This window comes from Cellulomonas terrae (genome assembly GCF_007990265.1).
Taxonomy (GTDB): domain Bacteria; phylum Actinomycetota; class Actinomycetes; order Actinomycetales; family Cellulomonadaceae; genus Cellulomonas; species Cellulomonas terrae.
In genome coordinates this window covers 1-25,889 of record NZ_BJWH01000012.1, presented here as the reverse complement: position 1 = coordinate 25,889, position 25,889 = coordinate 1, and the positions used below count along the sequence as shown (strand labels likewise).

Here is a 25,889-nt window from a genome sequence, read left to right as displayed (position 1 = left end):
AAGCCTTACTTAGTACAGGCTAACCTCACCCATGTGACCCCTTCCGATGCCCTGCGCGGTGACGACCTCACGCTGGCGTACCACGGCACGGTCGTCGTGACGTCGGCCGACCTGCGCCTCCAGCCCGGCCAGGTCACCGCGCTCATCGGCCCCAACGGGTCCGGCAAGTCGACCCTGCTGCGGGCGCTCGCCCGGCTGCACAGCCCCGAGTCCGGCACGGTCAGCCTCCCCGACGTCCCCGACGCCCACGCCCTGTCCGCGAAGGACTTCGCGCGGCGCGTGACGCTGCTGTCCCAGTCGCGACCCACCCCGTCGGGGGTCAGCGTCCGCGACGTCGTCGGCTACGGCCGCCACCCGTACCGCGGCCGCTGGCGGCAGAACGACGCCGACGGTCCGCGCGCGATCGCCTGGGCCATGGAGGTCACGGGCGTGCAGTCGATGGCCGAGCGCGGCGTCGACGAGCTCTCCGGCGGCGAGCTCCAGCGCGTCTGGCTCGCCACCTGCCTGGCGCAGGACACCCGCGTCCTGCTCCTCGACGAGCCCACCACGTACCTGGACCTGCGCTACCAGGTGGAGATCCTCGACCTGGTGCGCGACCTGGCCGACGACCACGGCGTCGCCGTCGGCGTCGTCCTGCACGACCTCGACCAGGCCGCCGCCGTCGCCGACCACGTGGTGCTGCTGCGCCGCGGCGAGGTCGTCGGCTCCGGCCGCCCGCACGAGGTGCTCACCGCCGACGCGCTCACCGAGACGTACGGCATCCGCATCGACGTCCAGCGCGACGAGACCACCGGTCGCGTGCACACCCGCCCCGTCGGCAAGCACACGCACCGCTTCCACCTGACCACCGTCTGACACCCCCGCTCACCAACCTCCGAGGACACCCCTGTGCGCAAGACAGCCCTCCCCGCCCTCCTCGCCGGCGCAGCGCTCCTGCTGACCGCCTGCGGCACCACCGAGGACGCCGCCGACGCTCCGACCTCCTCGTCCTCCGCCGCCGCCGGCGGGACGATCACCATCGAGGACGACCGCGGCACCGTGGAGCTCGACGGCCCGGCCACCGACGTCGTCTCGCTCGAGTGGGGGCTGACGGAGAACCTGCTCACGCTCGGCGTCACGCCCGTCGGCGCCGCCGACGTCGTCGGCTACAACACCTGGGACACGATCGTGCCGCTCGACGAGTCGACGCCCGACGTCGGCATGCGCGGCGAGCCGTCCCTGGACGCGATCGCGGCCCTCGACCCCGACCTGGTGGTCACCACGACCGACCTGCCCGCCGAGGTCATCGAGCAGATCGAGGCCGAGTACCCGGTCATCGCGCTGCGCGGCTCGGACGCGTCCGACCCGCTCGGCAAGATGCGCCGCACGCTGGAGATCCTCGGTGAGGCGACCGGCACGTCCGACGCCGCCGAGGCCGCGCTCGCGGACTTCGACGCCACGGTCGAGGACGCCACCGCTCGGCTCGACGAGGCCGGCCTGGCCGGCGCGTCCTTCACCATGGCCGACGGCTGGCTCGCCGACGGTGCGGTCTCCATCCGCATCTACACCCCGGGCTCGTACCTCGGCGCCCTCGCCGCGGAGATCGGCCTCGAGAACGCCTGGACCGGCGAGGGCGACCCCGACTACGGCCTCGCGCAGACCGACGTCGAGGGCCTGACGGAGCTCGGCGACACCCACTTCCTCTACGTCGGCAACGACGCCGACGGTGGCGACGCGTTCCAGGACGGCCTCGCCGGCAACGCGATCTGGGAGCAGCTGCCCTTCGTCGTCGCGGGCAACACGACCCGCCTGCCCGACGGCATCTGGCTGTTCGGCGGCCCGGAGTCGGGTGCGGCGTTCATCGACGCGACCGTCGAAGCACTGACCGCAGCCTGACACCCATGAGCGTCGACGCACCGACGGCGGGACCCGCAGCGCTCAGCGCCGCGGGTCCCGCCGCCGTCCGCCGCGCGCGGCCCGCCCTGATCGTCGGCGTGTTCGTCGCCGCGATCGCCCTCGTGGTCGTGCTCGCGCTCGTCGACCTCACGCTCGGCACGTCCCACGTGGGCGTCGGCGACCTGCTCGGCCTGCTCACCGGGACGGGGGACGACGAGGCGCTCGCGGTGCTCGTCGCGTCGCGTGCCCCACGGGTGCTCGCCGCGCTGCTGGTCGGCACCGCACTGGGCCTTTCCGGCAGCGCGCTCCAGTCGGTCGCGCGCAACCCGCTCGCCTCGCCCGACACCCTCGCCGTGAACGCCGGCGCGTACTTCACCGTCGTGCTCGCGGCGGTCACCGGGCTCACCCTGCCGTTCGCGGTCAACGGTGCGCTCGCGTTCGTCGGCGGTCTCGCGGCCGCCGCGCTGGTGCTCGCCATCGCGCGCGGCGGCGCCGAGGGCCCGACCCGGCTCGTGCTCGCGGGCTCCGCCACGATGCTCGCGCTCTCGTCGCTGACCATCCTCCTCATGCTCCTGTTCGAGCAGGAGACGATGGGGATGTTCGCGTGGGGCGAGGGCTCGATCGTGCAGTCCGGCACCTCCAAGGTGGTCCGGGCCGCGCCCGTCGTGCTGCTCGCCGGGATCGCCCTCGTCCTGTGGGCGCGCCGGCTCGACGTCCTGGCGCTCGGCGACGACACCGCGTCCGTGCTGGGCCTCGACGTCCGCCGCACCCGCCTCGTCTCCGTGCTGCTCGCCGTGCTCCTGGCCGCGCTCGCGGTCACCGTCGCCGGTCCCATCGGCTTCGTCGGCCTGACGGCCCCCGTGATCGCGCGGCTCGTCGCCGGGCGCGTCCCCGGGATGGCCCGGCACAGGCTGCTCCTGCCGCTGGCCGCCCTGGCGGGCTGCGTCGTCGTGCTCGGGGCCGACGTCCTGCTGCGCGTGGCCGTCCCCGGCGTCGCCTCCGTCGCCATCCCGACGGGCGTCGTCACCACCCTGGTCGGCGCGTCGGTGATGGTCTGGCTCGCCCGCCGTCTGCGCGACTCCGGCCCGACCCGCAGCACCGCGTCGGTCAGCGCCCACCCCGCGTCGCGTCGCCGGGTCGGCGTCGTCGTCGTGGTCCTCGCCGCCGCCGTCGTCACCGCGCTGGTCGCCGGCTTCCTGCTCGGCGACCGCCTGCTGCTGATGGGCGACGTGGCCAACTGGTTCGCGGGGGTCAGCGGCCGGCAGGTGTCCTTCGTGCTCGACCAGCGCACCCCGCGCGTGCTCGCCGCGCTCCTGGCCGGCGCCGCGCTCGGCCTCGCAGGCACGACCGTGCAGGCCGTCGCGCGCAACCCGCTCGCCGAGCCGAGCCTGCTCGGCATCACCGGCGGAGCGGGAGTCGGCGCGGTGACCGCGATCGTGGTCTTCCCCGGGGCGCCCTTCTGGGTGGTGTCGGCAGCGGCGGCCGTCGGGGCGCTGAGCACGTTCGCGCTGGTCTACGCGCTGGCGAACCGGCGCGGGCTCAGCTCCGACCGCCTGGTGCTCGTCGGCATCGGTGTGTCCGCCGCCGCGACGTCGATCATCACCCTGATCGTCGTGCTGACCAGCCCGTGGAACACGACGATGGCGCTCACGTGGCTGTCGGGCTCGACGTACGGGCGGACGGCCGAGCAGGTGTGGCCGGTGGCGGTGGCGCTGCTCGTGATGGTCCCGCTGATCGTCCGGTGGCGGCGCGACCTGGACGTCCTCGCAGTCGACGACGACGTGGCCCGCGTGCTCGGCGTCCAGCTGGAGCGCACCCGCCTGGCCCTGCTCGTCGTCACCGCGCTGCTCACCGCGGCGGCGGTGACCGCGATCGGCGTCGTCGGGTTCGTCGGCCTCCTCGCGCCGCACCTGGCCCGGTCGCTCGTCGGGTCGTCCCACGCCCGGGTCATCCCGGTCGCGGCCTTGCTCGGTGCGCTGCTGGTCAGCCTCGCGGACACCCTCGGCCGGACCGTCATCGCCCCTGCGCAGATCCCCGCCGGTCTGCTCACGGCCATGATCGGCACCCCCTACTTCATCTACCTGCTGTGGCGGACGCGGAGGAGTGCACTGTGACGAACTCGGTAGTGAGGGAAGCCTCACCTTCCTCTACCCTGAGCGACGTGACTGTTTCCGTCGAGGCCCCGGCGCTGCCCTTCCGCATGTTCGCCGTGCAGGTGGCCGCCGTGCAGCCGATGTGCCCGAGCGTGGTCCGCGTGACGTTCACGGGCGACGACCTGGACCGCTTCGCGGACAACGGGTTCGACCAGCGCATCAAGTTCTTCCTGCCGCTGGACACCGCGTCCTACGACGAGCTGCTCAGCCTCCAGGACAGCGCCGACTGGTACGGCCGCTGGCGCTCGATGCCCGAGGACAAGCGGCACCCGATCCGCACGTACACCGCACGCGGCGTCCGCCAGGACCGCCGCGAGGTCGACGTCGACATCGTCCTGCACGGCGACCTCGGCCCCGCCTCCCGCTGGGCCCTCGGCGCCGCCCCCGGTGACGACCTGGTGATCCTCGGCCCCAACGCCGACGCGACCGGCCCGCACGGCGGCGTCGACTTCGTGCCCCCGCCCCACACCGACCGCCTGCTCATCGCCGGCGACGAGACGGCGCTCCCCGCCATCGCGGGCATCCTCGAACGCCTGCCCGCCGACGCGCGCGGCGAGGCCCTGATCGAGATGCCGCTGTCCGGCGACCGCCTCCCGTTGGCGGCCCCGGACGGTGTGACCGTCCGCTGGTACGGCCGCGACGGCCGCGCCCACGGCGAGCTGCTCGTCCCCGCCGTGCAGGCCGCCTGCGCGCGGCTCCTGCCCGGTCAGGCCCCCGCACCGGACGTCGAGCTCGAGGACGTGGACGTCGACGAGGGCATGCTCTGGGAGGTGCCCGTCGACGAGACCGGTGCCCCGCTGCGTGCCGACGCCGCGCTCTACGCCTGGCTCGCCGGCGAGGCCGCGGTCATCAAGACCCTGCGCCGGCACCTGGTCGCCGAGTGCGGCGTCGACCGCAAGGCCGTCGCGTTCATGGGGTACTGGCGTGCGGGGCGGTCGGAGGCGAACTGAGCGGCTCAGCCGCTCGTGAGGTCACCATGCCCGACCTGACGAGCAGGTACCGGACCACGGAGGCGGTGTCGCCGACGAGCGCGGGCACCCGGCGCGGATCGGGACGACCCACCTCGGCGGCGGCCCGCAGACGGGACGGCTCGGCGTCTGCTCGAGCAGCCCCCTAGCATCGGCAGGTGCCCCCCAGATCGCCGCTCCCGGCGCGGCACGGTCTCGACGCCGCCCGGTTGCGCACCCCCGACCGCGACCGTTCCCGCGCGGACGAGTGGTCGACGATGGGTGCCTGGCTGCGGGACCGGCTGCCGGAGCACGTCGACGTGGCGGCGATGCTGGCGGGGGAGCGCTTCGTCGACGAGGACGGGCGAGCGGTCCGGGAGGACGACCCCTACGCGCCGCACCGGTTCGTGTGGTTCCACCGCGACCTGCGGGACGAGCCGGAGGTCACGGCGCCGATCCACGTGGTCCATCGCGACGAGCGGCTCGTGGTCGTCGACAAGCCTCCGTTCCTGTCGTCGATCCCGCGGGGCCGGCACGTCATGCAGAGCGTCGTCGTTCGGTTGCGGGCGCAGCTGGGCCTGCCCGACCTGTCGCCGCTGCACCGCCTGGACCGCGTCACGTCGGGCCTGCTCATGCTGGCGACGGAGCCGCGGTGGCGCGGGCCGTACCAGAGCCTGTTCGAGCACCGCGCGGTGGCCAAGACGTACTGGGCGCTGGCCCCGCTGCGTGACGACCTGTCGTTCCCGGTGGTGGTCCGCAACCATCTGCGCAAGGAGCGCGGCTCGTGGCAGGCCGAGGTGGTGCCGGACGCACCGGTCAACGCGGAGACGCTCATCGAGCTGGAGTCGGAGGCGGACGGCCGCGGCGTCTACCGACTGACGCCGCGCACGGGCCGCACCCACCAGCTGCGGGTGCACCTCGACGGCCTCGGCATCCCGATCGTCGACGACCCGCTGTACCCGCAGGTGCGGGAGGTCGACGTCGACGACTTCAGTCGGCCGCTGCAGCTGCTGGCCGGGGAGCTCGCGTTCACCGACCCGGTCGACGGAAGCGTGCGCCGGTTCCGCAGCGTCCGGCGCCTGCCGCTGTCCGACTGACCGCGGCTACGCTCGTCGCGAGCGAGGAGGTGCGTCATGGCCCTGGCTGCCCTGTCCCGGCGGAGCGCCGTGCTCGTGCTCGCGGTCCTGGTCGCCGTCCTCGTCGCTCTCGTCGCGTCGCCGCCCCAGCGAGCCGACGCGGCCATCGTGCCCGGCCCTGGCGGGGTCACGGTGCACGGCACGGGGGTGGGAGAGCTCGTCGTCGTGGTCGGCGCCGAGCGCACCGTGTTCCACGTCGACGGGTCGTTCGCGCGCCTCGTCCCGGCGGCTCCCGGCACCCGGGTGCAGGTCCTCCTCGACGGGGAGACCGTCGCGCGGCAGCCGTAGGTGACCGGACCACGCCCTGTGCGTCAGTGGTCGTGGCGGTGGTGCGCGTCCGGGTAGTGCTCGTGCGTGTGGGTCATCGGCTCGTGGGTGTGCACGTGCCGGTGGCGGACGCCGGCGGCGACGAGCTCGCCGTGCTCGTGGTCGTGGTGCCCGTCGTCGTGGGTGTGCCAGTGGTCGTGCGTGACGGCGTGGTGGGTGTGCTCGTGGCCGTGCTCCTCGCTCAGGTGCAGCCACGTCCCGACGGCCATCAGCGCACCCGCGACCACGAGCTGCCAGGTCACCGCGTCCCCGAGGGCGACCGCGAGGACCGCGCCGAAGAACGGGGCGACGGAGAAGTACGCGCCGGCGCGCGCGGTGCCGACGTGCCGCAGCCCGACGATGAACAGGACGAGGCTCAGCCCGTACGCGACGAAGCCGAGGGCCAGGGCGGCCCCGGTGGCGCGCAGGGAGGGGAGCTGTGCGCCGAGCACGAGCGCCAGGGCGAGGTTCGTCGGGCCGGCGACCGAGCCCTTGACCGCGACGAGCCAGGTCGCGTCGGTCAGCGAGACCTTGCGGGTCAGGTTGTTGTCGAGCGCCCAGCACGCGCACGCGCCGACGACCGCGAGCGCGGGCCACATGCTGGTGACCTGGGCCTGCCCGGTCGGCACGGCGATGACGACCGCCCCGGCGACGATCGCCGCCATGCCCAGGACGACGCGGCGGCCGGCGGGCTCACGGAACACGACCCAGGCGACCACGGCCGTCAGGACGCCCTCCGCGTTGAGCAGCAGCGACGCCCCCGAGGCCGGCATCGACGACAGGCCGAACATCAGCAGGACGGGGCCGGCGATCCCCCCGGCGGCCACGGCCCCGACGAGCCACGGCACCTCGCGGCGGGCGAGGCGGACCCGCGGTGCTCGTCGGACGAGCCGCCAGACCCACATCCCCAGGCCGGCGCCGACATAGAGGAGGCCGGCGAGCAGCCACGGGCTGACCTCGCCGAGCAGGAGCTTGGCCAGGGGTGCGCTCGCGCCGAAGAGGACCGCCGCAAGCAGGGCGGCGCGCACACCGGCGTTCCGCAGGCCGCGCGAGGAGTCGGTCACGGCCCCATCATCGCGCGTCAGCCGGTCAGCCTCGCCGGGTCGGCGTCGACCTTGCCGACGACCAGGCGGTTGATCACGTACAGCACGACGCCGATGCCGAGCAGGATCCCGGCGCGGACGTAGACGTCGGCGTCGCGTCCGGTGACGGGCGAGGCGAGGACGAGCGACACCAGCGCACCGACGACCGGTACCCAGGTCGGTGCTCGGAACGAGGGGCCGTCGTCGCCCTCGGCCGGTGTGTCGTCGGGCTCCCTGCGCAGGACCAGCACGGAGATGTTCACGACGACGAAGACCAGCAGCAGGAGGAGCACCGTGGTGTCGGCCAGGCCGGCCAGGTCGCCGGTGCTCACCAGCGTCAGGGCGATGAGCACCGTGAACGCGATGGCCACGTACGGCGTCTGACGGGTCCTGTGCACCCGGCCGAGGACCTTCGGCACGATGCCCTCGCTCGACATCCCGTAGACGAGGCGCGACGCCATGATCATGTTGATGAGCGCGGTGTTGGTGACCGCGAGCAGGGCGATGATCGCGAACAGGCCCGGCGGGAACTCCAGGCCGGCCACCTTGACCACCTCGAGCAGGGGTCCGGTGGACTCGGCGAGCGTCTCGGTGTCCACCAGCATCGAGGTGGTGAAGGCGACGCCCAGGTAGATGACGCCGGCGACCGCGAGCCCGCCGAACAGCGCACGCGGGAAGTCGCGCCGTGGCTTCTGGGTCTCCTCGGCCAGGTTCACGGAGTCCTCGAACCCGAGGAGCGCGTAGAAGGCGAGCGCGGTCGCGCCGAGCACGGCGACGAGCGGCGCGCCCTCGGTCTCGAGCTCGAGCGTGCGTGCGGGCTCGCCGTCGCCGCTGATCAGGGCCCACGCCCCGATCGCGAGGATCACGAGCAGACCCGTCGCCTCCACGATGGTGAGGACCACGTTGACGCGGACGGACTCCGAGATGCCGAGGAGGTTCACGGCGGAGATCGCCAGCAGGAAGAACCATGCAGCGGCGAGGGTCGGGACCGTGTAGAACTCGGCGAGGTAGTCGCCGCCGAACGCCCGGGCCGCCGCGGACGCGCTGGTGACGCCGGACATCATCACGGCGAACGCGACCATGAAGGTGAGGAACGGGCGCTTGAACGCACGGTTCGCGTACAGGGCGGCGCCGGCGGCCTGCGGGAACCGCCCGACGAGCTCCGCGTACGACGCGGCCGTCAGCCCCGCGAGCACGAACGCGCACAGGAACGGCAGCCAGATCGCCCCGCCGACCTGCGCGGCGACCTTCCCGGTCAGCGCGTAGATCCCGGCGCCCAGGATGTCGCCGACCACGAAGAGGATCAGCACCTTGCGGCCGATGGTGCGCTTCAACGGCGTGGTCATGATCGTCTGGTCGCTCATCGTCGCCCCCCAGGCCTCGTTGCCTGCCAGTCTGTTGCCCGACGCCCTCCGCCGCGCGTCGACGCGGAACCCTGCCTACGCTCGGACACTCAACGAGTTCGGGAGGATCGCGCATGATCAAGCGAGTCGTGTTCGTGGCGGGCGTCGCCGCGGGGTACCTGTTCGGCACTCCCTCCGGGCGTCGGCAGCTGGACAAGATGAAGCTCTGGGCGGTGGACGTCTGGCACGACCCCCGCGTGCAGGAGCACGTGCAGGAGTACGAGGCGCAGGCGGCCGCATTCGCGAAGAAGCAGGGCGCCGCGGTGTGGGAGAAGGCCGTCGACTCGGCCAAGAGCGCGGTGTCGTCGTCGACCACGAAGTACCCGACGAACGACGCGTCGCCGACGGTCGTGGAGCCGATCCTCGACGCGGACGACGCCAACCCCGGGCAGCGGTGAGGCCCACCCCGCTGCCTGCGGGGCCCGGCCAGGAGTCGGTCTGGGACTACCCGCGGCCACCTCGGGTGGAGAAGACGCCCGAGCTGGTCGTCGTGACGCTGGGCGGGCTGCCCGTCGCGACGACCACCGACGCCGTCCGTGTGCTGGAGACCAGCCACCCGCCGGTGTACTACCTGCCGTTCGACGCGTTCGAGCCCGGGGTGCTGGAGGGCGCGGTCGGTGCGTCGGTGTGCGAGTTCAAGGGTGTCGCCTCGTACGTGTCGGTCCGCGTCGGCGACCGGCTGCTGTCCCGTGTCGGCTGGACGTACCCGCGGCCGCTGCCGGGCTACGAGATCCTCACGGACCGCGTCGCCCTGTACGCGGGGGACCTGCGCTGCACGGTGGACGGTGAGGTCGTCCAGCCGCAGGCCGGCGAGTTCTACGGGGGCTGGATCACGTCGCGCGTCGTCGGGCCGTTAAAGGGTTCTCCGGGCACCCGCGGCTGGTGAGCGTTGACATGTGACCAATTGGTCACCTAACGTGGTCGGCATGGACGAGGACCTGGTGTTCAAGGCACTTGCGGACGCCACCCGTCGCCACCTGCTCGACCAGCTCTACACGCGTGACGGCCGCACGCTGACGGAGCTCGAGGAGGGCCTCGACATGACCCGGTTCGGGGTGATGAAGCACCTCAAGGTGCTGGAGGAGGCGGGCCTCGTCGTCACCCGACGATCAGGGCGGGAGAAGCTCCACTTCCTCAACGCCGTCCCGATCCAGCTGATCCACGAGCGGTGGATCGACAAGTACGACGTGCTCGGCGCCGAGCGCCTGCACGCGCTGACCGACCTCAAATCAGCCCTGGAGAGCACCATGACCACGCAGACCGACACGGCCACCACGACCGTCCTCGTCCACCGCATCTGGATCAAGGCCGACGCCGACACGGTGTGGCGCGCGATCACCACGCCGGAGTGGACCGCCCGCTACGGCTACAAGAGCCCGTCGCAGTTCGACCTCACCCCGGGCGGCGCCTTCGCGGCCCTGCCGTCCGCCGACATGGTCGGGGCCGGCGTGCCGAGCGACCAGCCCATCCTCGACGGCGAGGTCCTCGAGGTCGAGGTCGGGTCCCGGCTCGTCGTCACGTGGCGCACGCTGTGGGACGACGAGGCCCGCGCCGAAGGGTTCACGCGCCTCACCTACGAGCTCGAGCCGCGCGGCGAGGGCGTCACGCAGCTGACCCTGACCCACGACGTCACGGGAGCACCGCGCACCGCGTCGCTCATCTCGGGCGACCTGCCGCAGTTCGGTGGCGGCTGGCCGCAGATCCTGTCGGACCTCAAGACGCTGCTGGAGACGGGTTCCTCGTTGGAGGCCTGAGCAGCCGACGCCTGAGCCGGTCGCCGACGCGGCCGGCTCAGGCGTCTGCGGTACGCAGCAGGCGCAGGGTCTCGTCGACGATGGCGTCCGGAGGGCCCGCGACCGGGACGTCCACCCCGTCCTCGTCGGGACCCAGCGGTTCGAGCGTCGCCAGCTGGCTCGCCAGGAGCGTCGCCGGCATGAAGTGGCCGGTGCGCGCCATCAGCCGGCGCTGGAGCTCCTCCGGCGGGACCACCAGGTGCACGAACCGCACGCGACCCGTCGCCGTGCGCAGCACGTCGCGGTAGGACCGGCGCAGCGACGAGCACGTCACGACGGTCGACCCGCCCGCGGCCGACATCGCGTCCCGGATCGCCCGCAGCCACGGCCCGCGGTCGGCGTCGGTGAGCGCCCGCCCCGCCCGCATGGCCTCGACGTTGGCCGGAGGGTGCAGGTCGTCCCCCTCGATCATCGGCCACCCGAGCCGCTGAGCCAGGAGCAGCGCGGTCGTCGACTTCCCGGTCCCGGACACCCCCATGACGACAAGATGCTCGGGCGCGCTGCTCACGCCGGACAGCGTCGCACGGCGGGGAGCGCGAGGGCGTGACTTTGCGACGACCGCGGCAGTCGGAACTCACGCCCTCGTCGCGAAGTGCCGCTCTCGGCGACCAGTCGGGTCGCGTCTCTCGGGCAACTAAACTCGCCCGATGCCCTCGTTCGTCGTCGACACCACCCCGCTGCGGGTCAGTCCGGCGTTCCGGCGGCTCTGGTGGGGGCTCGCCGTCTCGAACCTCGGGGCGCAGCTGACCGTCGTCGCGGTCGGGCTGCAGGTGTACTCGATCTCCGGGTCGACGGCCTCCGTGGGTCTGCTCGGCCTGGCCGCGCTGGTGCCGCTGGTGATCTTCGGGCTCTACGGCGGCGCGATCGTCGACCACTACGACCGCCGCCGGGTCGCGCTCGTCGCGTCGGTCGTGTCCTGGACGGCCACGATCGGGCTGGCCGTGCAGGGGTGGCTCGGCAACACCCAGGAGTGGGTGCTGTTCGCGCTGGTCGCGGTGCAGTCGGGGGCGTTCGCGGTGAGCACGCCCGCACGCGCGGCGATCATCCCGCGGCTGCTCGACCCCCGGCTCCTGCCCGCGGCGAACGCCCTGCAGACCCTCGGGTTCAGCGTCGCGTTCACGGTCGGACCGCTGCTGGGCGCCGCGCTCGTGGCGGCGTTCGACTACGGCGTCGCGTACACGGTCGACGCTCTCCTGTTCACCGCCGCGCTGTTCGCTGTCTTCCGGCTCCCCGCACAGCCGCCGCTGCCGTCGGAGACCCGTCGCGAGCGCGTGGGTCTGGCCTCGGTGGTCGACGGGTTCCGGTACCTCGGCACGCAGCGCAACGTGCGGATGACGTTCGCGGTGGACCTCGTCGCGATGATCACGTCGTCACCGCGCGTGCTCTTCCCGGCCGTCGGCCTGGTCTACCTGGGCGGCGGAGCGACGACCACCGGGGTGATGGCCGCGTCGGCGGCCGTCGGCGTCGGTCTGGCGGGGTTGTTCTCCGGCGGGCTGGCCCGGATCCGGTGGCAGGGCCGGATCATCGCGGTCGCCATCACGGTCTGGGGTCTGGCGATCGCGGGGTTCGGGCTGACGCTCGTGCTGGCCGGCCGGTCGCACCCCGACCAGGTGCTCTGGCTGGCGCTCGCGATCGCGGTGCTCATGCTGGTGGTCGCCGGGGCGAGCGACGCGATCAGCTCGGTGTTCCGGCAGACCATCCTGCAGACGGCGACGCCCGACGACATGCGCGGGCGCCTGCAGGGTGTGTTCATCGTCGTCGTCGCGGGCGGACCCCGGCTGGGCGAGGCGTTGCTCGGCGGGGCGGCGTCGAAGGTCGGCGAGGGCTGGGCTGCCGTCATCGGCGGCTGCCTCTGCGTGGTCCTGCTGTGGGTGCTGGTCCGCTCCCAGCGCTCGTTCTGGGACTACGACGCCCGCCACCCGGTGCCCTAGGGTCGCGGGACGTTCCGCAGGTTCGAGCGGGCCATCGCCATGACCTCGCCCAGCCCGCCGCCGAGCACCTCCTTGCTCATGGCCGCGGTGAACCCGGAGACCTGTGCGCGTGTGATCTTCGGCGGCAGCGACAGCGCGCGCGGGTCCGTGACGAGGTCGATCAACGCCGGGCCGTCGTGGGAGAACGCCTCGCGCAGGGCGGTCCGGATCTCGGTGGGCTTCTCGACGCGCACCGACGGGATGCCGATCGCCGACGCGATCGCCGCGTAGTCGACGGTCGGGGAGTCGGTGCCGTAGGACGGCAGACCGTCGACGAGCATCTCGAGGCGGACCATGCCGAGCGTCGCGTTGTCGAACACGACGATCTTCACGGGCAGGTCCAGCGCCTTCACGGTGATGAGCTCGCCCAGCAGCATCGACAGCCCGCCGTCGCCGGCCATCGCGACGACGTGCCGGCCGTCGCCGACGAGCGCTGCGCCGATCGCGTGCGGGAGGGCGTTCGCCATCGACCCGTGCCAGAACGACCCGATGACCCGCCGCCTGCCGTTGGGGGTGATGTACCGGGCGGCCCAGACGTTGCACATGCCGGTGTCGACGGTGAAGACCGCGTCGTCGGGGGCCTCCTCGTCCAGCACGACGGCCGCGAACTCCGGGTGGATCGGCTCGGTGTGCTCGACGTCCTTCGTGTACGCGCCGACGACCCCGCTCATGGCGCGGTCGTGCTTCTTGATCATCTGGTCGAGGAAGCGGTGGCTCTTCTTCGGCTTCACCAACCGGAGCAGCGCGCTCGCGGTCTCGCCCACGTCGCCGAGCACGACGAGGTCGTTGCGCGTCCGCCGGCCGAGCCGGGTGGGCTCGATGTCGACCTGCGCGGTGCGGACGCCGGACGGCAGGAACTGGTCGTAGGGGAGGTCGGTGCCCAGCAGGAGCAGCAGGTCGGCGCCCTCCATGGCCGACTGGCACGCGCCGTACCCGAGCAGCCCGGACATCCCGACGTCGAACGGGTTGTCGTACTGGATGACCTCCTTGCCGCGCAGGCTGTGCCCGACGGGTGCGTTCAGCGCACGCGCCAGCGCGAGGACCTCCGTGCGCGAGCCCCGGACGCCCGCCCCGGCGAAGATCGTCACCTTGCCCGCGGCGTCGATGGCCTCGGCGAGCGCTCGCACGGCGCCCTCGTCGGGGACCACGCGCGGGGCGGGCGGGGGAGTGAGCACGTCGATGCCGGCGTCGGGGGCCTCGAGGTCGGCGACGTCACCGGACAGGGTCAGCACCGCGACTCCCGGGCCGCCGTACGCGTGGTGGATCGCCGAGCGGATGACCCGGGGTGCCTGCGCGGCGGTCGAGATCAGCTCGCAGTACACGGAGCACTCGACGAACAGCCGGTCCGGGTGGGTCTCCTGGAAGAACCCGGTGCCGACCTGCGCGCTCGGGATGTGCGACGCGATGGCGAGGACCGGGACACGGGACCGGTTCGCGTCGTACAGGCCGTTGATCAGGTGCAGGTTGCCCGGGCCGCTGGAGCCCGCGCAGACCGCCAGCCGTCCGGTCAGCTCGGCCTCGGCCGCCGCCGCGAACGCGCCCGCCTCCTCGTGCCGGACGTGCACCCACGCGATGTCGGCACCGTCCTCGCGCGCCCGTCGGACCGCGTCGACCACGGGGTTGAGACTGTCCCCGACGATCCCGTAGATGTGCCGCGCTCCGGCGGCGACGAGCTGGGCGACGAGCAGGTCGGCGATGATGCGGCGTCGTGCCACGGAAGACCTCCGGGGGTGGTGGGCGGTCCACCCATCGTCAGCCCGGGCCGGTGGGGTCGCACCTCAGCCGGTGGCGTCCGTCGGGTCGAGTGCCGTGACGTACTGCGTGGCGGTGGCGAGCGCCGTCGCCACGGCCTGGCCCGGTGCGTCACCGACGACCTGCACGCGCAGGACGAAGCCGTCGCGCTCGGCCCAGAGGTGCGCAGCGGAGTAGGGGTCGGCGGCGGCGCTGCCGTCGTCCTGGAACGACGCCTCGTCGCGTGTGAGCACCCACGCCGTCCACCCGGGCAGGTCCACCTGGTTCACGCCAGCCCCGGAGACGACGGTGCGCGGCACGTACGTGCCGTCCGCGTTGTCGACCCGGGGCGTCTCCCGGTCGACGGCCCAGCCGTCGAGGTCGGCGGCCTCCGTCGCGACGGCCGTCCTCGCCGCGCCCGCGTCGGGCATCTCGTAGACCTCGATCGCCCGGCTCGCGCCGCCGGTGACGGGGACGTCGATCGGGTCACCCCGGACGAAGGCGTGGCCCGCCAGGGACGCGGCCCGCAGGTCGGTGAGCAGCGGGTTGCCGCACTGGGGCAGCGACGTGCTCGGCGCGGGCGCGTCCGCACCGCCTGTCGCTGCGGCCTCCTCCGCCTGGGACGCGGCCCGCTGGTCGAGGTACTCCTGCGCCTCGGGCGAGCCCGGCTCGTACTCGTCGCAGCGCTCGACGGTCGCGGTGGGCACGAGCGTCTCGGTGAGCGCGGCCACCGCCTGCTCGAACGTCAGCGGTGCGCGCGTCGGGGTCGCCGAGGCGGCCGGGGCCGCCGCCGGGTCGCCGGCGACGTCCGCGGAGCATGCGGCGAGGACGACGAGCGCGATCGCGGCGACAGCAGCGCGGACGGGGCGGAGCGGGGGCACCGGCCCATCCTGACGCACCCGCGAGGGTCCCCGGTCGACGTCCGCGGGTGGTATCCGCGGCTAGGTCCGCGGCGCGTCCTCGTCCGGTCCACGCCGCAGCGCCCGGATCATCCGCAGCACCCCCTGCTCCGCGAGCGCGGCGTCTCCCCCGGCGGCGATCCACAGCGCCGCCTCGTTCATCGCACCGTTGAGCAGCGCGTCGGCCGCAGCGGGGTCGATCGCGAGGTCGTCGAGGGCGCCCAGACCTTCGGTGAGCAGCCGCCCGGAGTGGGCGGCGTCCAGCTCGCGCCAGGTGGTCCAGCCGAGGACCGCGGGGGCGTCGACGAGCAGGATCCGGCGGACGGCCGGGTCGACGACCGCCCGCATGAACGCGATGCTCCCGGCCTCGATCGCGGGCCACCCGTCGTCGGGGGCCGCGTCGGCGACGGCTGTGGCGACGACCGACTGGGCGTCGTCGACCACCGCGGTGAACAGCCCGACCTTGCTGCCGTAGTGGTGGTAGACGGCTCCGCGGGTGACGCCGGCGAGCTCGGCCACGCGGTCGAGGCTGACGTCCGCGTAGCCTAGGTCGGCGAAGAGCCGCCGCGCGGTCGCGCGGATCTGCGCCGCGGTGAGCTCGCTCTGCTCCTTGGTCGCACGCGCCACCCGGGTCCCCCTTCTCTTACATACGCTGTGTATGTAAAGATACATACACAGAGAATCTATCCCGGGAGGCCGTCGTGATCACGAGCATCTATCCCGTCCTCATGAGCACGGACGTCGCGGCGACGACGGAGTTCTTCCGCGACGCGTTCGCGCTGGAGACCGTCTTCGAGTCGGAGTGGTACGTGTCCCTGCGGTCCGGTGCGTTCGAGCTCGCGGTCCTCGACGCCGCCCACGAGACGATCCCCGACGGCTACCGCACCTCGGCGACCGGGATCCTCGTGAACATCGAGGTGGAGGACGTCGACGCCGAGTACGAGCGGCTGGTGACGCGCGGCGGGGCGCCGGTCGCGCTCGACCTCCGGTCTGAGACGTTCGGGCAGCGGCACGTGATCCTCGTCGCGCCGGGTGGCGTGCTGGTCGACGTGATCCAGCCGATCCCCGTCGTCGACGCCTAGACCCGGAGCGCCGCCAGCGCCGCGTGCAGGTTGGCCGTCACGGCCGCGCGGTGCGGCTCCACCCAGTCGCCCTCGAACTTCCGGGGCGTGATCTCGATCATCATCACCAGGCACAGCCGCATCCGGTACAGGTCCAGCCGCACGCGCGCGGACGGGCTGTCGACGTCGATCGGGCCGTACCCCGCCAGCACCGCAGGCGTCCCCGGCTCGCGGCCCATGGGGTCGATGCCGACGAGGTCCGCCAGCGGGTCCCCCCAGAACGCGCGCTCCGGGTCGATGACGCCGACCACCGCACCGGAGGACGGGTCGACGAACACGTTCCCCGCCCACAGGTCGGTGTGGACCAGCGCCGGGGTCGTGACGTCCGCGAGCACGTGCGCGTGCCGGGCCAGCGCGGACCGCACCCGGTCGGACGGTACCGGCACCGACCAGCGTGCGGCGTCGTCGAGGAGCTCGTCGACCATCCCGGTGAACGACTCGGTCCACGTCGGTGCCTGTCGCCCGCACGGGTACCCGAACGCGGGACCGGTCATCGCGTGCAGGGCGGCGAGCACCGCGCCGGTGTCGCGCTCCGCACGAGCGGTCCGGGGGTCGGCCGGGTCGAACCCCGCGTCGACCAGCGGCACGCCGGGCAGGTGGCTGACCACGAGGACGTCGCTGGGCAGCACCGTGCGGGTGAAGTCGGTGCGCAGGACGGTCGGCATCTTGAGGGCGGGACGCGACGCGGCGAGGGAGTAGACGAGGGCCTCGGCGCGCAGGAGGTCGTGCTCGTACGCGAGCAGCTGGTCGGTGCGTGCCGGGGCGGTCTTCACCACGACGCGCTCGCCGCCGGTCAGCGTCACCCGGTAGGTCGTCGCGAACTGCCCACCGGTGAGCAGCTCCGCGTCCTGCAGCACGCCCAGCGGGGCGACGAGCGAGGTCAGGGCGTCGATCACGCGTCGAGGGTACCGACCGACCGCTGCGGTTCCACGCACTCCGCGACCTCGCACGCCGCGACCGCGGCGCCCCCGGTCGCGGACGGCGAGCCGGCCTCCACCGAGTCGTGCACGTGCTCGCCCTGGTCGCCCCGCAGGGTCCGCAGCGCGGCGAGCGTCGCGACGACGGCGGCCCCTGCGGAGATGACGACCACCAGGAACCCGGCGTGGGACCCGTTGACGTCGATCTGCGCACCGGCCACGGACGACCCGATGGAGACGCCGACGCCCAGCGACGTGCCCACCCAGGTCAGCCCCTCGGTCAGCCGCTCCCGCGGGACCAGGTCCTGCACCAGCCCGTTGCCGTTGATGAGCGTCGGTGCGATCGCGAACCCGGTGACGAACATGACGGCCGCGAGGACCGCGAGGGACTGCACGAGGAAGAAGAAGCAGACACCGACGGCCAGCGCGACCATCCCGGTGGCGAACCGCAGGTACAGGGGCCGCTTCCAGACGCGCGTGCCGTAGAGCAGGCCGGAGATCAGCGAGCCGAGCGCGAAGATGGCCAGGATGACCCCGGCCATGCCCTTGGCGCCGGACTCCTCGGCGAACGCGACCGTCGCGACGTCCGTGGCGCCGAAGATCGAGCCCATCGCGACGAAGACGACGGCGAGCACGACCATGCCGGGCTTGCGGAGCACCGACCCTTTCGGGCGAGGGCTGTCGGCCGCCGCGGGCGGGGGCTCGGTGGCGCGCTGGGCCAGGAACCAGTACCCGCCGACGAGCATGGCGAGGAGGGGCACGACGAGTCCCGCCGTCGCGGCGACGCTCGTGGCGAGGACGGTCGCGAGCACCGGCCCGACGATGAACACGAGCTCGTCGAGCGCCGACTCCAAGGAGTACGCGGTGTGCATCCGGTGCGGGTCGGCGCCGAGCACGCGGGCCCAGCGCGCCCGCACGAGCGACCCGAACGACCCGATGCCCGCCCCGGTGACGACCGCCGTGAGGTAGAGCCAGACCTCGTGCGCCTCGGTCGTGGCGGCGACGACGAGGCCGACGAGCCCGACCGCGGCGAGCGCGACCGCGGGCCGCATGATCCGGGCCTGGCCGTGCCGGTCCACCAGCCGGGCCAGCTGCGGGGAGCAGATCGCCTGCGCGATGACGTACACCGCGGACACCCGGCCGGCCAGCCCGTAGGACCCGTACAGCGTGGAGATCATCAGGACGATCCCGATGCCGACCATCGACATCGGCAGCCGCGCGAGCACTCCCGCACCCGAGAACGCCAGGGCTCCGGGGCGCGTCAGGACGTCGCGGTACGGCTGGAGCATGCGGCCAGTGTGTCATCCGCTCTTCCGCACGGCCCGGCGGTGCCCCACCATTCAGGCATGACGGACGTGCAGGTCACCGACGCCCCCGACGAGCACCGGTTCGAGGCGCGCAGCCCCGAGGGGGTGCTCCTCGGGTTCTCCGTGTACGACACGATCGGTACCACCGTCGTGTTCACGCACACCGAGGTGGACCCCGCGTACGAGGGTCGGGGCATCGCGTCGACCCTGGTGCAGGGCGCCCTGGACGCGGTGCGGGCGAGCGGCCGGGACGTCGTCGCGTTCTGCCCGTACGTCAAGGCCTGGCTCGGCCGGCACCCCGAGTACCAGGACCTCGTGCGCGCCCCCCACGCATGAGAGAAGGCCCCAGGGGAGCGGTCACCCCGGGGCCTCCTGCTGGTGGGCTCTACGCGCCGAGTGCCGCCGAGACCACGTCCTTCGCCTCCGCCTGCACCTGCGCGAGGTGCTCCGCGGACACGAACGACTCGGCGTAGATCTTGTAGACGTCCTCGGTCCCCGACGGCCGGGCGGCGAACCACGCGTTGTGCGTCGTGACCTTGAGGCCACCGATGGACGCGTTGTTGCCGGGCGCGTTGGTCAGCTTCGCGGTGATGGTCTCGCCGGCCAGCGACGTGGCGGTCACCTGGTCCGGGGTCAGCCTCGACAGCGTCGCCTTCTCCTCGCGCGACGCCGCTGCGTCGACCCGCGCGTACCAGGACTGCCCGAACTCGGCGACGAGGTCCTGGTGGTGGGCCGACGGTGACTTCCCGGTGGTCGCCAGGATCTCGGAGGCCAGCAGCGCGGGCAGGATGCCGTCCTTGTCGGTGGTCCACACCGTGCCGTCCTTGCGCAGGAACGACGCGCCCGCGGACTCCTCGCCGCCGAACCCGACCGACCCGTCGACCAGCCCGGGCACGAACCACTTGAACCCGACCGGGACCTCGAGCAGCCGCCGGCCGAGCTTGTCGGCCACGCGGTCGATGAGGCTCGACGAGACGAGCGTCTTGCCGATCGCCGTCCCGTCCGGCCAGCCGGGGCGTGCCCCGCCGTACAGGTACGCGATGGCGACCGCGAGGTAGTGGTTCGGGTTCATCAGCCCGTCGGACGTCACGATGCCGTGCCGGTCGGAGTCGGCGTCGTTCCCCGTCGCGACGTCGAACGGCGCCGGGTCGCCCGCCATGCGGCTGACCAGCGACGCCATCGCGTACGGCGACGAGCAGTCCATGCGGATCTTGCCGTCCCAGTCGAGCGTCATGAAGGCCCACCGCGGGTCCACCGTCGGGTTCACCACGGTCAGGTCGAGCCCGTAGAAGTCCCCGATCTCGCCCCAGTACTCGACCGACGCGCCGCCCAGCGGGTCCGCACCGATCCGTACGCCCGCGGACCGGATGGCCTCGACGTCGATGACGTTGGCCAGGTCCGCCACGTACGACGACAGGTAGTCGTGCTTGAGGGTGGTGTCCGCGGCGAGCGCGGTCTCGATGCTCACGCGCGGGACGGACCGCCAGCCTGACGCGAGGATCTCGTTGGCCCGGTCGGCGATCCAGCCGGTGGCCTCCGACCCGGCGGGGCCGCCGTGCGGAGGGTTGTACTTGAAGCCGCCGTCGCGCGGCGGGTTGTGCGACGGGGTCACGACGATCCCGTCGGCCAGGCCGGGCCCCTGCGTCCGCACGCCCTCGGAGCTGCCCGCGCCGTTGTGCCGCAGGATCGCGTGCGAGACGCCGGGCGTCGGCGTCCACGAGTCGCGCGCGTCGACGTGCACCTCGACACCCGCCGCCGCCAGCACCTCGAGGGCGGACCGCCACGCGGGGTCGGACAGCGCGTGCGTGTCCCGGCCGATGAAGAGGGGACCGTCGGTGCCCTGGTCACGCCGGTACTCGACGATCGCCGACGTGATGGCGACGATGTGCGCCTCGTTGAACGCGGTGTCCAACGCCGAGCCGCGGTGGCCGCTGGTGCCGAACGCCACCCGCTGCGACGGGTCGTCCAGGTCGGGTTCGCGGTCGTAGTACGCGCCGGTGAGGGCATCCAGATCGACGAGGTCGGACGGCTGGGCGGGTGTTCCGGCGCGCGGGTCCATGCCGTGATCCTCCCTCACGCCCGCGGCGCCCGCACCCCCCGATCTGCTCACACGACGCCGTCGTCCCGCCTGGCAGGACGCGGTGCTCGCGCTGTGGTCGCCGGGCGGAACGGTAGCCTGGGGCGCATGGCCAAGAACTCGTCCGACTTCGTGCTGCGCCCGTTCGAGGGGCTCCCCGGCGAGCCCGACTGGGTGGCGCTCAAGGAGCTCGTCCCCGCCGCGACCGCGACCGCCCGCACCACCCAGGAGCACGGCGCCCGCGACGTGCTGGTGACCACGGTGCTGCCGACCAGCTGGCCCGCGCTGCACCGTTCCGACGGCATGGTCCTGCTCGCCCTGCAGACCACGAGCAGCTCCAACGACGTCAGCCGCGACCTCGCGCACGCGCTGCTCGAGGCGATCGAGGTCGAGGCCGGCACCGCCGTCGAGACCATCGGCCTGCCCGAGCCGGGCCCGCGCCTGCAGGACGTGCTGGACCTGAGCGTCCCGTTCGAGGTCACCGTCCAGGACTCGTTCGCGTACTGGCTCGCCCCGGACACCGAGCGCACCCCGGACCTGCAGGCGGCGATCGAGGAGGCCGACGGCGGCATCATCGACACCGTCAAGCTCGAGTCCGCCGACGCCGCGTACTGGTGCCGGATGGGCGCCCGCGAGTTCCTGCGCTGGGCGCAGCCGCACGAGGAGCAGGTCGTGCTCGACGGCCTGGCCCGTCTGCACGCGAAGCGGGAGTCCGGCTTCGAGGGCGCCAAGTTCGTCGGCTACTTCCGCTCGGCCGGCCTGGTCGTGCCGGTGTGGGAGCTGGCCAAGGGCTCGGAGGCCGAGGACATCGAGAAGCCCGTCGCCGACTTCCTGCCCCGGTTCGAGGCCGCGCTCGCGGACACGACGCCGCTGGACGCGAACGAGCGCCGCGCGCGGGCGGGTCTGGTGGCCCGGCAGGTCACCCTGCGCTGACCAGCAGGACCTGCTCAGATGGATAGGGTGGCCACCGTGACGCGCAAGGGCGGCAAGGCCGCCGACGACCAGGCGGAGACCGCTGCTCCGACCCTTCCTGTCGAGTCGGTGGACACCGTCCCGACCCCGTCGGTGGCGGCACGCAAGGCCGCCGTCGACGCGCGCAAGGCCGCCGCCCACAAGGCCCGGCAGCGCGTCGCCGTGATCATCCCCGCCAAGGACGAGTCCCGGCGCATCGCGGCGACCGTCCGCTCCGCCCGGGCCATCCCGCACGTGGACCTGGTCCTCGTGGTCGACGACGGCTCCGAGGACAACACGCAGCACGTCGCGCGCGAGGCGGGTGCGGTCGTCGTCCGGCACTCGCACAACCGCGGCAAGGCCGCCGCGATGGAGACCGGCGCCGCGGTCGTCGCGATGCGGGACGCCCCCGACCGCCAGCCGCGGATCCTGCTGTTCATCGACGGCGACCTGGGCGAGACGGCCGTGAACACGGCCCCGCTCGTACCGCCGGTGTTCGAGGGGCACGCCGACCTGTCGATCGCGCTGATCCCGCCGCAGCCCGGCGCCGGGGGGCGCGGGATCGTCGTCGGTGCCGCGCGCCGGGCGATCACGTCGATGACCGGGTGGACGCCGACGCAGCCCCTGTCAGGGATGCGCTGCCTGACCCGCGAGGCGTTCGAGGCGGCGACGCCGCTGGCGCACGGCTGGGGCGTCGAGACCGGGATGACGATCGACCTGCTCCGCCGCGGCTTCCGCGTCGTCGAGGTCCCGTGCGACCTGAAGCACCGACCGTCCGGCTCGGACCTGAAGGGTCAGCTCCACCGCGCCGCGCAGTACCGGGACGTGCAGCTGGCGGTCAACGCCCGCCGGGTCCGCCGGGCAGCCGGGGCCGTGAAGCGGACGGTCGCCCCCGCGCAGAAGCCGCCGCAGACGCACCGCTGACCTCAGTCGGCGGGCGCCGGCTGCCTCGCCGGCTCCGCCACCGGCTCCGCGAGCCCGCCGTCCGGTGCACCGAGCCGCCACTGCGCGGCGGCGGCCACCAGGCAGGGGACCGCGAGCGCGATGCCGGTCGCCGGGACGACGATGCCGGAGTCGTTCATGAGGAACCCGACGGTCAGCGCGGCGGTGATCGCGGCGACGGCGGGCCGGAGCAGCGGCACCGCGCGGGTCAGCCCGGCGAGCGGACCCTGGCCCATCATCTCGCCGCGCCGCGGGCGCCCGCCGACGACGACCAGCCAGGTCAGGGCGATGCCGCCGATGGCGGTGACCAGGTAGCGCCACGACGTGAGCACCCGCAGGTTGACGGCGATCTTGCGGCCGACGACGTCCCACAGCCCGCCGTCGAGCACCGTGGCGAAGAACCGGCCCAGGTGGGTGCGGTCGGCCGCCGGGCGCATCCAGTCGAGGACGGCGAACCCGCCGACCACGACGGCACCGACCAGCCCGATGAGCGCGACCGACCTCCAGCTGACCTTGCGGCCGCTGACGACGATGGTCAGCATCGCGAACGCCAGGATCAGGGCGGGCGGCCCGCCGAAGTCGCTGCCCAGCCCGGGGGCCCCGTCGACGATCACGATGAGCAGCCCGAGCCCGGCCACGACGGCCGTCGCGATCCCCCGGCGGCCGCGCCGCAGCAGGGGGTCGGCGATCGCGACCGCGAGCAGGAGACCGGCGGCGGTCAGCAGCGCGAACGCCTGGTTGCTCATCCCGTAGAAGCGCGCGGCGAGGACCCGGTGGGCACCCATGGGGGAGTCGATGACGAGCGTCGAGCCCGTGCAGGCGTCCACCACCAGCACGGCGACCGTCACCCCGGCGACGACGCCGGCGGGCCCGAGCAGGTTGCGTCGCCAGGGGCCGACCACGGCGACGGCCGTGATGACCGCGACCCACCCGAGCAGCACCCACCAGAACGCGGCGACCGGCATGTCGGAGCGCCACCACGGGATCGTGTTGGTGAGGAACGACGCGACCGGCGCGGCGGCGAGCGCGAGCGCGGAGATCCGCAGCACGCGCAGGGCGGGCCGCAGCGGCGCGCGGTCGGAGCGGCCCGTGCGGGTCAGGATGATCGCCGCAGCGATGAACAGCACTGCCTGGACGAGCACCAGCCGCGCCGAGTAGACGCCGCTGACCCGGGTGACCATCGTGGCGTGGCGCTGGATGTCGAGGATCTCCGCGACGCGCGCGGTGGCCGTTCCGGTGGGCGGGCCGGGGAGGATCACGGCGCCGCTCAGGGACGCGGCGCTGTTGTCGAGTCCGATGCCGTCGAGCAGCGTCGGGGTCACGTCGACGGTCTGGATCAGCCCGGCCTGCCGCGTGGACCCGGACGTCAGCAGGCTGTCGACGTACGGCTCCCCGTTCGGGGCGAGCCCGGTCGCGGCGGCCAGCTGGAGCGAGGTGCGCCCCGAGTCGGCCAGCGAGACGACGAGGACCGTCGCTCCGGAGCGCTGGGCGCCGGCGATCGCGGCGCCGATGCGGGCGTCGATGACCTGGGCCTGGATCGCGCGGGACGGCTCGACGATCGCGTCCGGGGTCGACACCTCGGGCGGCGACGGTTCCTCCAGCGCGTCGTCCGGCGCGGTCGCGGTGGGCTGCGGGGTGCTCGGTCGGGTGGCCGTCGCGTACCCCGGGTCGCGCAGGGAGCCCGCGTCGACGACCACCAGCCGGGACCCGTCGAGGGCCTCGCGCACGGCCCGGGTGAGGGCCGTGCTGGTGGTCGGCAGGGTCTCGTGCGTGCCGACGGGGATGCCGGCCGCGTCGGCCAGGGCGATCGCGGCACCCGGGCCGATGCCCGTCGCGGGGGTGCCCGACTCGGCGAGCATGTCCCCGAGGAAGCCGGGCTGCGCACCGTACGACTCGGCCTCGGCCGCGGACACGTAGTCGTCCCAGCCGGGGACCTCGCCGCTCTCGCCCGGATCGCGCAGGGTGCGGCACGTGCCGTCGTCGGCCCGCACGTCCGCCGCGCGGGTGCCGGAGGAGACGGCCAGCCAGCCGTCCGCGGGGCACGACCGGGACGCGACGCTGCGGGCGGCGACCAGACCGACGGAACCCTCGCGGGACAGGTTCCACAGGGCGGGCGTGGTCAGGGTGGTGACGTCGTCCCAGCGGACGCCCGTCATTCCGACGAGGAGCACCGGCGGCTCGTCGGCCGCGTGCGCGGGCGTGGCGAACAGGATTCCCGCCAGGCTCAGCACCAGGGTGAGCACCGCACCGCGGAGCACGGACGCGCGCGGGCGGGCAGGGGTCAGCACCGTTCCAGCCTACGGGCGCACTACCCTCGACCCCGGCGGCGCTGCGGGGTACCCGTGCAGCGTGCACATCATCTGCACGGGAGGGACGCCATGTCCGAGGGGCTACCGCGGTACGCGTACCTGGGTCCGGCCGGCACGTTCACCGAGGCGGCGCTGCGGCAGGTCGCGGCCGTCGGCGACTGCGTCGACCTGCCGGTGTCCGACGTGTCGTCGGCCATCGAGGCCGTCCGGACGGGCGACGCGGACTTCGCGGTGGTGGCGATCGAGAGCACCGTCGAGGGCGGCGTCACCGCGACCCTCGACAGCCTCGCGGGCGGCGACCCGCTGGTGATCGTGCGCGAGATGCTCGTCCCGGTGCAGTTCACGCTCGCCGCCGCGCCCGGGGTGCGGCTCGCCGACGTCCGACGCATCTCCGCCCACCCGCACGCGTGGGTGCAGTGCCGGCGGTGGCTGGCGCGTCACCTGCCGTCCGTGGTGCACGTGCCCGCCACGTCGAACACCGCCCCCGCGGCGCTCATCGCGGCCGGGGGGGCCGAGCTCGGGTTCGACGCCGCACTGGTGCCGCCCGCGGCCGTCGAGCCGTACGGTCTGGTCCCGCTCGCCGCGGACGTCGCCGACAACGTCTCGGCGCAGACGCGGTTCGTCGTCGTCGGCCACCCCGGCTCGGTGCCGCCGCCGACCGGTGCGGACAAGACGACCCTCGTCGTCCACCTGCCCGACAACGAGGCCGGTGCGCTGCTCGCGATGCTGGAGCAGTTCGCCGTGCGGGGCGTGAACCTGTCCCGGATCGAGTCGCGGCCGATCGGTGACGCCCTCGGCCGCTACTCGTTCTCGATCGACGCCGAGGGGCACATCACCGACGAGCGCGTCGGCGAGGCCGTGATGGGCCTGCACCGCCGCTGCCCGTACGTCCGGTTCCTCGGCTCCTACCCCCGCGCCGACGCCGTCGCGCCGACCGTGCACGTGGGTACGGCGGACGCCGACTTCGTCG

The 25,889-nt window shown here is 73.6% G+C and carries 25 protein-coding genes; 15 read left to right on the top strand and 10 right to left on the bottom strand.

The annotated features are described in order from the left end of the window. The first annotated feature begins 33 nt into the window (after nt 1–33). The 6 genes from CTE05_RS12030 to CTE05_RS12005 all read left to right on the top strand — a co-directional run bounded on the left by CTE05_RS12030 (nt 34) and on the right by CTE05_RS12005 (nt 6,399). Complete coding sequence (locus tag CTE05_RS12030) at nt 34–855, top strand: ABC transporter ATP-binding protein (RefSeq protein WP_146846431.1); 822 nt, start codon at nt 34–36, stop codon at nt 853–855. 33 nt (nt 856–888) lie between these two features. After that, entirely contained in the window at nt 889–1,875 is a 987-nt protein-coding gene (locus tag CTE05_RS12025) for an ABC transporter substrate-binding protein (protein WP_146846429.1), read from the top strand. Nucleotides 1,876–1,880: 5 nt separating this feature from the next. After that, nucleotides 1,881–3,989 carry an iron ABC transporter permease gene (locus tag CTE05_RS12020; RefSeq protein ID WP_146846427.1) on the top strand — a complete coding sequence of 703 codons (2,109 nt, stop codon included), beginning with the start codon at nt 1,881–1,883 and terminating at the stop codon, nt 3,987–3,989. Between the two features lie 86 nt (nt 3,990–4,075). Next, a complete protein-coding gene (locus CTE05_RS12015; protein WP_146846605.1) occupies nt 4,076–4,978 on the top strand; it encodes a siderophore-interacting protein in 903 nt (300 codons plus the stop codon). Nucleotides 4,979–5,154: 176 nt separating this feature from the next. Further along, on the top strand, nt 5,155–6,072 hold the full coding sequence (locus CTE05_RS12010; protein WP_146846425.1) for a pseudouridine synthase: 918 nt from the start codon (nt 5,155–5,157) through the stop codon (nt 6,070–6,072). Between the two features lie 36 nt (nt 6,073–6,108). Next, nucleotides 6,109–6,399, top strand: coding sequence for a hypothetical protein (locus CTE05_RS12005; protein WP_146846423.1), 291 nt, complete (start codon nt 6,109–6,111; stop codon nt 6,397–6,399). 23 nt (nt 6,400–6,422) lie between these two features. Here the strand turns inward: CTE05_RS12005 and CTE05_RS12000 are convergent, their stop codons facing one another. Both CTE05_RS12000 and CTE05_RS11995 read right to left on the bottom strand, forming a co-directional pair. After that, nucleotides 6,423–7,481: a DMT family transporter gene (locus CTE05_RS12000; protein WP_246123563.1), complete on the bottom strand. Its 1,059-nt coding sequence runs from the start codon at nt 7,479–7,481 to the stop codon at nt 6,423–6,425. A 17-nt stretch (nt 7,482–7,498) separates the two neighbouring features. Further along, nucleotides 7,499–8,863: an APC family permease gene (locus tag CTE05_RS11995; protein ID WP_146846421.1), complete on the bottom strand. Its 1,365-nt coding sequence runs from the start codon at nt 8,861–8,863 to the stop codon at nt 7,499–7,501. 113 nt (nt 8,864–8,976) lie between these two features. On the opposite strand from CTE05_RS11995, the gene CTE05_RS11990 reads away from it, so the two are divergent. Genes CTE05_RS11990 through CTE05_RS11980 form a run of 3 tightly spaced genes read left to right on the top strand, consistent with a single transcriptional unit; the run spans nt 8,977 to nt 10,656 of the window. After that, nucleotides 8,977–9,300, top strand: coding sequence for a YtxH domain-containing protein (locus tag CTE05_RS11990; RefSeq protein WP_146846419.1), 324 nt, complete (start codon nt 8,977–8,979; stop codon nt 9,298–9,300). Next, a complete protein-coding gene (locus CTE05_RS11985) occupies nt 9,297–9,788 on the top strand; it encodes a DUF427 domain-containing protein (protein WP_146846417.1) in 492 nt (163 codons plus the stop codon). The genes CTE05_RS11990 and CTE05_RS11985 overlap by 4 nt, the downstream gene beginning before the upstream one ends. Before the next feature lie 40 nt (nt 9,789–9,828). Further along, nucleotides 9,829–10,656, top strand: a complete 828-nt coding sequence (locus tag CTE05_RS11980) for an ArsR/SmtB family transcription factor (protein ID WP_146846415.1) — start codon at nt 9,829–9,831, stop codon at nt 10,654–10,656. Nucleotides 10,657–10,693: 37 nt separating this feature from the next. Here the strand turns inward: CTE05_RS11980 and CTE05_RS11975 are convergent, their stop codons facing one another. Continuing rightward, nucleotides 10,694–11,203 (bottom strand): gluconokinase, encoded by a 510-nt coding sequence (locus CTE05_RS11975; RefSeq protein ID WP_307724291.1) that lies wholly within the window; start codon nt 11,201–11,203, stop codon nt 10,694–10,696. Nucleotides 11,204–11,342: 139 nt separating this feature from the next. On the opposite strand from CTE05_RS11975, the gene CTE05_RS11970 reads away from it, so the two are divergent. Beyond that, nucleotides 11,343–12,626 (top strand): MFS transporter, encoded by a 1,284-nt coding sequence (locus tag CTE05_RS11970; RefSeq protein ID WP_146846413.1) that lies wholly within the window; start codon nt 11,343–11,345, stop codon nt 12,624–12,626. Here the strand turns inward: CTE05_RS11970 and CTE05_RS11965 are convergent. From CTE05_RS11965 to CTE05_RS11955, 3 genes are all read right to left on the bottom strand, one after another. After that, on the bottom strand, nt 12,623–14,380 hold the full coding sequence (locus tag CTE05_RS11965; RefSeq protein ID WP_146846411.1) for a pyruvate dehydrogenase: 1,758 nt from the start codon (nt 14,378–14,380) through the stop codon (nt 12,623–12,625). The two genes, CTE05_RS11970 and CTE05_RS11965, sit on opposite strands and share 4 nt — an antisense overlap. 63 nt (nt 14,381–14,443) lie before the next feature. Then, nucleotides 14,444–15,277, bottom strand: coding sequence for a hypothetical protein (locus CTE05_RS11960; protein ID WP_146846409.1), 834 nt, complete (start codon nt 15,275–15,277; stop codon nt 14,444–14,446). 60 nt (nt 15,278–15,337) lie between these two features. Further along, a complete protein-coding gene (locus CTE05_RS11955) occupies nt 15,338–15,922 on the bottom strand; it encodes a TetR family C-terminal domain-containing protein (RefSeq protein WP_146846407.1) in 585 nt (194 codons plus the stop codon). Between the two features lie 74 nt (nt 15,923–15,996). Between CTE05_RS11955 and CTE05_RS11950 the strand changes: the two genes are divergently transcribed. Beyond that, nucleotides 15,997–16,377, top strand: coding sequence for a VOC family protein (locus CTE05_RS11950; protein WP_246123561.1), 381 nt, complete (start codon nt 15,997–15,999; stop codon nt 16,375–16,377). Here the strand turns inward: CTE05_RS11950 and CTE05_RS11945 are convergent. Continuing rightward, the gene (locus CTE05_RS11945) at nt 16,374–17,312 is read right to left on the bottom strand and encodes a phosphotransferase family protein (protein WP_246123559.1); all 939 of its coding nucleotides are present in this window, start codon (nt 17,310–17,312) and stop codon (nt 16,374–16,376) included. The genes CTE05_RS11950 and CTE05_RS11945 overlap by 4 nt on opposite strands. After that, a complete protein-coding gene (locus CTE05_RS11940; RefSeq protein ID WP_146846402.1) occupies nt 17,309–18,622 on the bottom strand; it encodes an MFS transporter in 1,314 nt (437 codons plus the stop codon). Before CTE05_RS11940 ends, CTE05_RS11945 begins: the two co-directional genes overlap by 4 nt. A 57-nt stretch (nt 18,623–18,679) precedes the next feature. Here CTE05_RS11940 and CTE05_RS11935 point away from each other — a divergent pair, with 57 nt between their 5' ends. Beyond that, the gene (locus CTE05_RS11935) at nt 18,680–18,976 is read left to right on the top strand and encodes a GNAT family N-acetyltransferase (RefSeq protein ID WP_146846400.1); all 297 of its coding nucleotides are present in this window, start codon (nt 18,680–18,682) and stop codon (nt 18,974–18,976) included. Between the two features lie 49 nt (nt 18,977–19,025). Here CTE05_RS11935 and pgm read toward each other — a convergent pair whose 3' ends face one another. Beyond that, the gene (gene pgm / locus CTE05_RS11930; RefSeq protein WP_146846398.1) at nt 19,026–20,699 is read right to left on the bottom strand and encodes a phosphoglucomutase (alpha-D-glucose-1,6-bisphosphate-dependent); all 1,674 of its coding nucleotides are present in this window, start codon (nt 20,697–20,699) and stop codon (nt 19,026–19,028) included. Between the two features lie 126 nt (nt 20,700–20,825). Here pgm and CTE05_RS11925 point away from each other — a divergent pair, with 126 nt between their 5' ends. Beyond that, the gene (locus CTE05_RS11925; RefSeq protein ID WP_146846396.1) at nt 20,826–21,650 is read left to right on the top strand and encodes a DUF5926 family protein; all 825 of its coding nucleotides are present in this window, start codon (nt 20,826–20,828) and stop codon (nt 21,648–21,650) included. Nucleotides 21,651–21,782: 132 nt separating this feature from the next. Next, complete coding sequence (locus CTE05_RS11920) at nt 21,783–22,592, top strand: glycosyltransferase family 2 protein (RefSeq protein ID WP_246123567.1); 810 nt, start codon at nt 21,783–21,785, stop codon at nt 22,590–22,592. Between the two features lie 2 nt (nt 22,593–22,594). Here CTE05_RS11920 and CTE05_RS11915 read toward each other — a convergent pair whose 3' ends face one another. Next, entirely contained in the window at nt 22,595–24,898 is a 2,304-nt protein-coding gene (locus CTE05_RS11915) for a hypothetical protein (RefSeq protein WP_186814843.1), read from the bottom strand. A gap of 90 nt (nt 24,899–24,988) precedes the next feature. Between CTE05_RS11915 and pheA the strand changes: the two genes are divergently transcribed. After that, nucleotides 24,989–25,889: prephenate dehydratase (gene pheA, locus CTE05_RS11910; RefSeq protein ID WP_146846395.1), on the top strand; the 901-nt coding region annotated here is incomplete at its 3' end.